The organism is Synechocystis sp. LEGE 06083 (genome assembly GCF_015207725.1).
GTDB classification, from domain to species: domain Bacteria; phylum Cyanobacteriota; class Cyanobacteriia; order Cyanobacteriales; family Microcystaceae; genus Synechocystis; species Synechocystis salina.
Window position 1 is genome coordinate 1 of sequence record NZ_JADEWJ010000454.1, and the last position, 1309, is coordinate 1309.

2 protein-coding genes are annotated in these 1309 nt (G+C 45.7%); one reads left to right on the forward strand and one right to left on the reverse strand.

What is annotated here, in order from left to right; all coding sequences use genetic code 11:
* On the forward strand, positions 1 to 857 hold an 857-nt coding region (locus IQ219_RS19685), incomplete at its 5' end, for an HAD family hydrolase (protein ID WP_228017413.1).
* Here IQ219_RS19685 and IQ219_RS19690 read toward each other — a convergent pair.
* Positions 858 to 1184 carry a type II toxin-antitoxin system PemK/MazF family toxin gene (locus tag IQ219_RS19690; RefSeq protein ID WP_194073747.1) on the reverse strand — a complete coding sequence of 109 codons (327 nt, stop codon included), beginning with the start codon at positions 1182 to 1184 and terminating at the stop codon, positions 858 to 860.
* Positions 1185 to 1309: the final 125 nt, after the last annotated feature.

The window sequence follows — 1309 nt, forward strand, 5'->3', positions numbered from 1 at the left end:
GTGTAGATTGGTTTATCCACACTTTTAATTTTATTTGCCGACGCCAAAAAATGGATTCAGATTTGGAGCCCCGTTGGAGCTGCTATCTTGAATCGCCTTACGAACAAAACATCGCGTTTTACGTCCAGTTTTTGGAAGCGTTGGGGCAAGATATCCCCCCTGCAACGGATTGGCCAGAAAACTTTGCCACCCTCTTTTCCAAACTTTCAGGTTGGTGGGAGCTGGAAGAAAAAGTCATCGAGTTCTGTCTCTGGGCAGAGCATACGGCCTACAAAGCCGACAAGCTGGAGGCTTCGTATGATGCCGTTTGTTTTGATCTCTTCGACACTTTAATTGCTCTACCTCCCCCTCCGATGATTCCACCTGGACTTGACGTACCGGAAGGCCTTCGCGCTGGGTTTTTAGACAAGCTTCTGACAAAAAACGTCCCGATTTCTGATCTGCTAGTGGATCTGGGCGTTGATTTAGAATCTCTTGGTGTTGATCTCACCCCTCCAGAAGCTGGATACCCGGCACTTCATCGTGAGGTTTTGGATGTTTTAGACATGCTTAAAACACGCAATAAGAAAGTAGCAATTTGCGCAAACCTCAGCTTTGCACAAGCAGAATCAATAAACTTTCCGTGGCTTTTGGATTTTGATTACTGTGCTTTCAGTTGCAGAATGGGCCTGAAAAAACCTGATCCATTTTTCTATGATCAAATTTCAAACCGACTGCAAGTGCCGCTTAATCGAATTCTCTTTGTTTCCACTAACAAAGCTCAAGCAGAAATTGAACGCAAATACCTGGGGTTGAATTCTCGATATTTGGATCGCAAAACAAACGGCAATTTGATGAATTTTTTTTGTTTTTATTAGTTATTCGAATATAGGGGCGATCTTGGCAAGCACTTCATCCATAATTTCTTCCGGCAAAGTGTCCACCTTCCGAGCGTTTCGTGCGCCAATATCAAGAACACGAGGTTGATCGCATCGAACAACACCTGTGGTCTTTATGCCTGTGATTGGAACCGCAAACCCGATTCGTTTAGCAAATTCTCCCCCACTGGTGATTGGGCAAATGACTGGCAACTTGGTTACCTGGTTGAACTCTGTTGGGGACACAACCAGCACGGGCCGACTGCCTCGTTGCTCGCGTCCTTCTGTTGGGTCTAAAGAAACAAGAAAAATATCGCCACGCTTCATATTAACTCAACACCTGCACTGGGTGCGTCAACCCACTCACGCTCCTCAGATGGCTGTGGTTGCGAATAATCAGAGGCTGCTAACAACTCAGCGAGTGTGTATCGTGGTTTTGGTTTGGGAACAAT